General features: G+C 42.6%; 9 protein-coding genes and 1 pseudogene. 1 reads left to right on the forward strand and 9 read right to left on the reverse strand.

The window, feature by feature from the left end; genetic code table 11:
• The first annotated feature begins 176 nt into the window (after positions 1-176).
• Positions 177-1,433 (forward strand): ParM/StbA family protein, encoded by a 1,257-nt coding sequence (locus tag LC586_RS38855; RefSeq protein ID WP_229491139.1) that lies wholly within the window; start codon positions 177-179, stop codon positions 1,431-1,433.
• Between the two features lie 36 nt (positions 1,434-1,469).
• Here LC586_RS38855 and LC586_RS38860 read toward each other — a convergent pair whose 3' ends face one another.
• The 9 genes and pseudogenes from LC586_RS38860 to LC586_RS38900 all read right to left on the reverse strand — a co-directional run.
• Positions 1,470-1,904: a hypothetical protein gene (locus tag LC586_RS38860; protein ID WP_229491140.1), complete on the reverse strand. Its 435-nt coding sequence runs from the start codon at positions 1,902-1,904 to the stop codon at positions 1,470-1,472.
• A gap of 238 nt (positions 1,905-2,142) precedes the next feature.
• Positions 2,143-3,021: a hypothetical protein gene (locus LC586_RS38865; protein WP_229491141.1), complete on the reverse strand. Its 879-nt coding sequence runs from the start codon at positions 3,019-3,021 to the stop codon at positions 2,143-2,145.
• 8 nt (positions 3,022-3,029) lie between these two features.
• Positions 3,030-4,217, reverse strand: coding sequence for a ParB/RepB/Spo0J family partition protein (locus LC586_RS38870; RefSeq protein ID WP_229491142.1), 1,188 nt, complete (start codon positions 4,215-4,217; stop codon positions 3,030-3,032).
• A gap of 16 nt (positions 4,218-4,233) precedes the next feature.
• Positions 4,234-4,440 (reverse strand): annotated as a pseudogene (locus LC586_RS38875) (ParA family protein); the annotation flags it as partial.
• Positions 4,441-4,797: 357 nt separating this feature from the next.
• A complete protein-coding gene (locus LC586_RS38880; RefSeq protein WP_229491143.1) occupies positions 4,798-5,064 on the reverse strand; it encodes a hypothetical protein in 267 nt (88 codons plus the stop codon).
• A gap of 146 nt (positions 5,065-5,210) precedes the next feature.
• Positions 5,211-6,197: a DNA polymerase III subunit delta gene (gene holA, locus LC586_RS38885; protein WP_229491144.1), complete on the reverse strand. Its 987-nt coding sequence runs from the start codon at positions 6,195-6,197 to the stop codon at positions 5,211-5,213.
• Between the two features lie 62 nt (positions 6,198-6,259).
• On the reverse strand, positions 6,260-6,736 hold the full coding sequence (locus LC586_RS38890; RefSeq protein ID WP_229491145.1) for an HNH endonuclease: 477 nt from the start codon (positions 6,734-6,736) through the stop codon (positions 6,260-6,262).
• Complete coding sequence (locus tag LC586_RS38895) at positions 6,733-6,969, reverse strand: hypothetical protein (RefSeq protein WP_229453415.1); 237 nt, start codon at positions 6,967-6,969, stop codon at positions 6,733-6,735. The genes LC586_RS38890 and LC586_RS38895 overlap by 4 nt, the downstream gene beginning before the upstream one ends.
• A gap of 229 nt (positions 6,970-7,198) precedes the next feature.
• Positions 7,199-7,615 (reverse strand): ISAs1 family transposase (locus LC586_RS38900; protein ID WP_229491146.1); only part of this gene is annotated, 417 nt, incomplete at its 5' end.

Raw genomic sequence — 7,615 nt, forward strand, 5'->3', positions numbered from 1 at the left:
AGTTGTGAAAAAACCTGTATCAAAGTTTCGTTCTAAAAAGCCAACACACAGAGGTACTGGACAACCAGTTGAAGCTCCTAAATTTCATATCACTAATCAGTCTTTCAGCCTTAACTGAACCGTATTGATTTATATGTGGTTCAGCTTACTAAGTCTCTTTAACAAGGAGTGATTCAATGATTAAGCCTGCAACTGTTGTGGTGCCAGATTTGTTGCTGGCGATAGATTTGGGTGGTTCTCAGACCAAAGCGATCGCTAGCATACCTGCTAAGAATGGCTTCCCTATGTTACTGTGTATGGAGCCAGAGATAGCCGATGTGTCAGATGCATCCGTGCATGACTACGAGAAAACCAAATCTGGTGAAGTAGATCCAGAGAACACCTGCTGGGTAGGTATTGGTGATGACTACTACGCTGTTGGGTTTCTGGCAAGGCACAAATACGGTGGTAACTCACTACTGAAGCAACTGAAAGAGGAAAGCGCAGTTCCAAAGATTTGTGGAGTTTTGTGGGTATTGTGTCAGAAACTGAAGCTTATCGGTAAATTAACTGTGGCGCTTACTGTGTTGCTACCACCATCCGAGTATCAGGATAGAAAGCGTCTTGAGGTGAAGTTAAAACAGGCACTAAGACGATTTAACACACCTACTGGAGAAATGCGAGTCAAGTTAGTAGATTTTAACGCCAAGCCAGAAGGTGGTGGTATTTATCTTTACCACCGTAGCATCTTGGGTGCTGACATCAAGAATCGCAACGTAGCGGTAGTGATGTTGGGATATCGCAATGCTTCTGTTTTGGTATCAGCTAGGGGTGCAGTTGCTCCTGGGGTGTCGAGTACCTTCGGGATGTCGTGGATGTTGGATGATTTTGTCAGACGGTGTAGTGGTCTAGCAAAAGAAGATCCGCGTCTGATGGCGGCAATAGTAAGAGCAGGATCTGAGTGCAACCCAGAAGCTTTAACTAAGTTGTCGCGGCGCAATAGCTCAGTCGAGCGGGAAGGAGAAGCGCAGGAGATATCAGAAGCTCTGAAGCTCAGTCGGGATGAGTATTTTCGAGCATTAGTGCGGTGGTTGTCACAGGAATTCCCCCGTGATAATGACGAGATTATTTTATGCGGTGGTACTGCTGAATATTTCAAACGTGAGCTAGAAGCGCATTATAGTAATGTAAAGGTGATTTGGAATGGTGATGTAGAGATTCCCCCAGGATTGGATACAACGGGAATGGGAATACGGATTGCGGATGTGTGGGCGTTGTATCAAGTATTTTTTGGAGTGGGCAATTTAATAAAAAAAGATAGTGGTTTAACTAAAGAAGGCAACGCTTCCTCTTCTGCCACACCCGCTATGGTATCCTCTGCATCAGAGAGCAACTTTGTGCGCTCGACACCACCGAAGCCCAAGGGATTTTTGGAAATGCCAGATAGGTTGTAAGCTTGATAAGCAGAATAAAAGATAGCAAAAACCACCTCAATTCTCAATAATCTCAAATATTGTTCCACAGCGTTGACACATGAAAGAATTTTCCCACTTTTGATAAAGTTTGGGATAGATACGACTATAATTAATGTTTTTTCGTAACGTCCAAAATAGATATAAAGGTAATCCAATAAGTAATGATAATCCAGCTAAAAAACTAGCCTGTAAAATACTACTTAAAATCATAAAAATTACCCATTCGATAGCAATTGCTTTGACGATAATGATGGGTATTAATTCTGGTTTTGGGGGAGGAGAAGCGGTCTTGCCGATTGATGTAGTGGTAGTTTCATCTTTATAAGCGGCAGTAGACTTTGAGCCTATAGAACCTCTAATTGTGCTTGTGGTATGAATAACATTTTCCTGATAAATTAGGGATAGTTTACGAATATTATCACTTTGACATTTGGGACAAAGGATTGGCATAGTGGTGATGTTAGATTAACAAATTTTTTGAAAAAAGTGCTTTGACTATGAGTAGAGTTGTTGTTGAGTGAATTGAATTAAAATTTATGTGGATGATAATAATTATTTTCTAGCATTAGAAAAATTATTTGTCAGTATTAGATATCTCCAGAAATTAGTTTTCACCTAGACAGAATAAGGGTTTGAGATTCTTTTTCGGAGATGTCTATTACCTATTGAGGTGATCGCCTTCATACTATTAACTACCAAAGCGTGCCAATAACTCCTCACGAGACAATTGCAACAACAAAGGAGTAAATTCCTCAGCTTTTAGCGATAACAAAGGTTCAATAATTGCTGATAGTTGCTCATCCAATGAACCGAAACGGCTTTTGAGCAAGCTTTCTACAACTTTACGTTCTCCAAGGCGTGTAGCTTCTTCTATCCGTTGTGTATAGAGTGGTGATAAACGCATAATTAACTCCCTATCTTCCTCATCTATATTTTGGCTCACTTCCAAGGTAGTTTTTAAGCTGTAGAGTAACTCCAATGCTCTTGAGCGTAACGCCTCATTTTCAGGGAGTGCTTCTAATTCGTCAATTGCCTGTTGTTGAACTCTGCCTTTGCCCAGGATTCTCAGCCAGAGAGTTTTTTTGGTTCTAGGTAACTGATGTATTGCTACGATTGCTGTTCGCAAGTATTTAGGCAAAAAGTATACTCCAGGCGACCAGTTTTGCTCATCACTAACAGCCCCAAATCCTTGAAGTCTGTCTTCAGATGCAGTGGGAGAGAGAATCCACAACCGAGGTAAATTATTTTCATCAAGTTGCTGTTGATTGCGCTTTGCTTCCCGCTCGAATTCGCCCCTGATTTCTAACAATTTTAGAATACAATTACAAATTTCTGTAGGGCTGGCGGCATTGCGGAAGGGTTCAAAAAGCGATGGTGTTGCAGCAAATTGTCCGAGTAGTCCCAGCTTGGTAGCTTCGGCTGGATTGGGTGATGTGTTGGGTGCAAACCAGACATCTATCTCTCGAACTTCTCCTGCTACTTTGCGCGAAACCTGCACTGAACCTAGAGGCTGCAACAACTCTTCTAGATAGTCTTTAGAGAATTGGTCAAAGGGAAATCGTGTCATTTGCGTTGTTACTCAGGTTGCTCAACCTCTTGATGATGAGAAAGTTCGGTGGCGTTAATTGCTTTTTGTTTTAATACCAATTCTATTTCTGCTAGTTTTTGACGCAGGGCTTCTTGGAACTCCATTAATTGAGAAACTTCAGCTTTCTTCAACGCCTCCCCAGAGATTTTATGCAGAGAACGGGTTGCTGTAGCTACTGGTAATCTCTGTTTTTGCGGTGTTGGAGAAGCCTGACTCTGTGAAGCTATCACCTCAGCTACTAATTTTCGTGTTGCTTGAACCGAAAGTTTCTGAAAGATCGCCTGCTGTGTTGTATTGCTCCTGATTGCTTGTGCTTCGGACTCTGAGAGTCCCAAATTTTTGGCTGAGAGTTTCTGTAGCGCCATTGCATGAACACCTTTAAGTCCTCTTGACCTAATTGCCGCTTTCAGGTCTTCTGCTAAGGAGAGCATGGGAAAAATGTTGGCATCAATCGAAGCCGGATTAAGTTGTAAATCCAACAGCAACGCTAACACCGCCTGTTCCGACTCATCTAAATCCATATCTGCTAGACCTTGTTGTTGCTCCTCTGGTGTTCCCGTCATCAACTCAACAACAGAGTTCATACGTTTTTGTGCGTTTAACCGTCGCACCACTGTCGAGAGAATGCGGGGGATATCTTCAGATTCTAGACCAGCATTGCTTGCCAACTCTCGCACGATCGCCTCAGCCTTATCGAGAGGATTGAGGTCTTCCCGATGTAGGGAGGTCAATAGTGCTTTGCGGTGCAAAGCAGCAGGTTCTGGAATAATTACAGCTTGGAGGTTTTGCCAACCCAAGGTTTTCGCACTGCGCCAGCGCCGCTCCCCATCGAATATAACTAAGTTCTCTCGCTGAATCAGAATTATTGGCTCTAGTTGTCCATCCGATGTCAGAGAACGGGACATGGACTCAATGCTTTCTGCTAAAAATGTCTGTCTGGGTTGTTCTGGGTTCGGTTGAATTTGCTCTAAGGGAATGGATTGGATACCTGATTGTGATTGGAGTTGCGATCGCAATGTTTGCAGCTGTTCTTCCAATTCCGTAAAACCTTTAGAACGAAGTTCTTCAATCTCGGCTTTAAGGCGCTGAATTTCTGACTCAGCTTCAGACAACTGTTGAGATTGCTTTGCAGCTGAAAAATAATTGGTGAGGTCAGGAGCTTTGCGGGTAGCCATATTATTTTTTTGTTTTCTCAAAGTCGTCTTTGAAAACAGCAGCCAGAGTTTGTTCCGGCTCTGGCGGGTTCAATCCACAGAACAGTGTCAGCGATCCTTGCGGGTCGAGGTCAAACAGTGCTACGTTGTACTTGCGCTTTGCCAGTTCGTATGCTATGTGGACTGAAACTGTCGTTTTACCACTGCCTCCGGCATTGCTGATCACAGCTAGTCGAATTTGCATGGCTTTTTCAATGAATGTTATTCCAGAATCATATATCGAGACTGAAACATCATATATCGATATATGATGAATCTACACAGAGAGTATGATGCTTTCGACCTGCATCTAAAAGTTGAGTAAGTTATTCGCTTTATGCTTCCAGGGACTTCCAAATAAAAAAATACCTCCGGCCAAGGAGCCGGAAGCATGGGGATTAAAACGGAATATTGGAACTATCTGTGGTGTTCTTGTCAAGAACCGCCGATTAATTGGCAATGCTCTAGATTAAAACGGAATATTGGAACTATCTCAATACAGTTCAGTTAAGCTTTTTTTCTCCCCCTGCTTCCTCTGCCTCCCCTGCTCCCCCTGCCTGCCTTAACAGATAAATTTGCTTAACTGAACCGTATTGCCTTCTGGTCCGGCGAACAAGTATGCAGGAGCAAGTCGATTGTGTGCGAGCCTCCCTGAGGGAAGAGCGTTAGCGATCACTCCTTTGAGTAAAGACACCGCTAGGTTTTGTCCCACCAAGGCGGACAACTCGAAGATTTCCTTAACTGGTTGCACAAATTCCGACTCTGTGCTTTGAGGTGGGGTAGAAAGAGAGGATTCTTCTGTGACTTTAAGTAGATTTAGTTGATTCATTGTTTGAATTGTTGATTTTAGTGAGATATGGCAATCTCATTTGAGTTTTTAGAAATACGCTCCTTGGCTGTTAACAGTTGACCAGTCAACAGCCAACAACCAAAACACGATATTTACGAATCATTTAGGATTGCTATAGTTAGCACCTACGAACAAAGTTTGATGATTTGAGTTTGAAGGGCGAGCTTTTCATCTCCACCAGACTTGAGCATTAGTTCCAGTTCCAACAGCACTTTCAAGGCATTTTGCAGTCTGTTTGCACTAACACTCTTCACCTCTTGGCGTATGTAGTAGAGGCGTTTGGGATTTTTCAGTTCTGCAATTTGGGCGATCGCACTATCGTCTTTACATCCAGCAGCCGCCATTAGTTTGACTATTAACCAAGTGCGAAAGGCAGTAGTCAGGGTGGCAACAATCCTTAAAGCAGGCTCATTACAATCGATTAAGTTTTGGATTAATTTCAACGCCTGAGAAACATTACTCAAACGAATAGCATTGGCTAGTTGCAGGCTATTGGCTGCATTTGCTGACACCAACTCTCTCACCATATCTGCATTTATAGTTCCACTTTGAGCATAGGTTTTCAGCTTTTCTAGCTCAGTAAACGTCAGTCGCGTATTGTTACCCGTCGATTCAACTAATAAAGAGTAAGCATCCGCAGTCAGGTTTATATCCACCTCAAGAGCCAGGGTGCGTGCCTGTTGTATTAGTGCGTCCGTCTGCCACTGGGGAATTAGGGGAAACTCTATAGCGAGTGCATACGTAAGCAATAGTTGGACTGATTTGTTTCTGGCATCTGGTTTGTTAAGGCTTGTAATCAGCAGGACGTTTGTTTCTGGGATAGCAGGCAGAATATGTTCCAATTTTACTAGGGCTGTTTTTGGGCAAACCCCCAGTAAACAGCTGTTAGGTAAATGAACTAACCGTCCTCCACCCCCCACCGGAGGAGTCATGATATCTGCAAACGCTTGAGGGATTGTCTCCTGAGCAGAAGGTGAGTATTCAGAATAGTTGACGCAGTTCCAATCCCGATCAAGGATACGCGATCGCAGTTTCCCAATAGCGCGATGCATTAAGAACTCGTTTTCGCCCCAGTACAAATGTATTGGCATGAAGCTTGTCGTTAAATTCACTTTCTTTGCGCCTGAGCGTTAGCTCTTCTGCTGCTTGAGAAACGCCCAAAACCTAGATATTGTTAGACAATATCTCCTGAAGAATTAGGATTTTCTTGGCGCGGGTCAGAACGGGGAGGGTGAAAACCACCTTGCACCCAAAGTTGCCGAGATTTTTGTATAAAGCGATCGCTCCGGCGTTCATCATTTAAATCAATTCGGTTGCAAGTAGCTCGACCTGTAGGTGTGATGCCGATAATTTTTGTACCATCCGCCGACCAAATAAAGTGTTCAGCCCACTGTTGCTGACGGGGATTAAATAAGGAGACTTCTTGCTCTGTTTCTGGGTCGATTCCTACTGTAAAATTATAGTGACGTTCATTGCACCGACGACAAGCTGAAGCCAAATTATCCACATCATCCGAACCCCCCAAAGATTGCGGCTTGATATGGTCGATTGTCAGGGGAGACGTGCTGAGAAATTCAGGATAATGGCAGTATTCGCACTGAAAATTAGCGCGGTTCCGTACAAATTCTTGGATACTGTTAGGAATTGTCACGACCCAGATGCAATAGTGGCATTTATATAGCTAAAAATTGTGTCTAATTCTCCAATAGCCTCTAGTTCAACGGCTTCTTCTGGTGTCAGTAAATCAGCTTTTTTCTTATCCAGAAGTTCTTGCAAACGCGAACCTAGCTCTTCAGTAAATTTGAAAAGATTGAGATTGTTGACTTTTTCGACTCGAATACCAGTCGTTAGCCAAGATGAGGGTCTAATTACTACTGGATTCATAGGGTTATTACGATTCAATATACTACTATTGTACTTACTTTAAAAGAGTTAGCACCAGATCCAGACTAGAAGTCAAGCCTCGTCCGTAACTGTTGAATGGCGCGATGCATAAGAAACTCGTTCTCTCGATAGTACAAGAATACTATTAGGTTGTGATTTAGTTATGATGGTATTTTAGAATGCGAACAGAAGTAACTTACCTGTTTGGACAGGGTAAACGCAAGAAAATTTATACTTGAGATGAGTTAGAGTGTAGAGGAATCGAAGCTTGTAAAATTTTCAGCATATACTCTTCATCCATGCTGGCTCGCTTTGCTTTTTGACGAATACTACGTTTATAATTTGTTTCTTTATTGAGAAAATTTATACTCCATCGTTTGAGTATAGCAAAATTCTCTGGGGAGTTTTCTTTACGGATGCGACAAGCATCCTCATTAAAGGTGACATCTAAAACCCAATGAAGTTGATTTTCAATTGACCAATGCTGTCGAATCGCAAACCCTATTTTTTGGGCATCGGCAGGCAATGAACTCAAATAAAACATTACTTCTTGAGTTGTCTTATTCCACAAGTGACGAGTGCGAACAACTTTGACAATAGTCTGTAATCCAGACCATTGAGATTGTTTATATAAATATACGCGAAC

The organism is Nostoc favosum CHAB5714, from assembly GCF_020829495.1.
GTDB lineage: Bacteria > Cyanobacteriota > Cyanobacteriia > Cyanobacteriales > Nostocaceae > Nostoc > Nostoc favosum.

Bases quoted from the DNA above. Each gene is read 5' to 3' on its own strand.
- LC586_RS38895 (WP_229453415.1), bottom strand. From the start codon at position 6,969: ATGAATCCAGTAGTAATTAGACCCTCATCTTGGCTAACGACTGGTATT.
- LC586_RS38865 (WP_229491141.1), bottom strand. From the start codon at position 3,021: ATGACACGATTTCCCTTTGACCAATTCTCTAAAGACTATCTAGAAGAG.
- LC586_RS38860 (WP_229491140.1), bottom strand. From the start codon at position 1,904: ATGCCAATCCTTTGTCCCAAATGTCAAAGTGATAATATTCGTAAACTA.
- LC586_RS38880 (WP_229491143.1), bottom strand. From the start codon at position 5,064: ATGAATCAACTAAATCTACTTAAAGTCACAGAAGAATCCTCTCTTTCT.
- LC586_RS38855 (WP_229491139.1), top strand. From the start codon at position 177: ATGATTAAGCCTGCAACTGTTGTGGTGCCAGATTTGTTGCTGGCGATA.
- LC586_RS38870 (WP_229491142.1), bottom strand. From the start codon at position 4,217: ATGGCTACCCGCAAAGCTCCTGACCTCACCAATTATTTTTCAGCTGCA.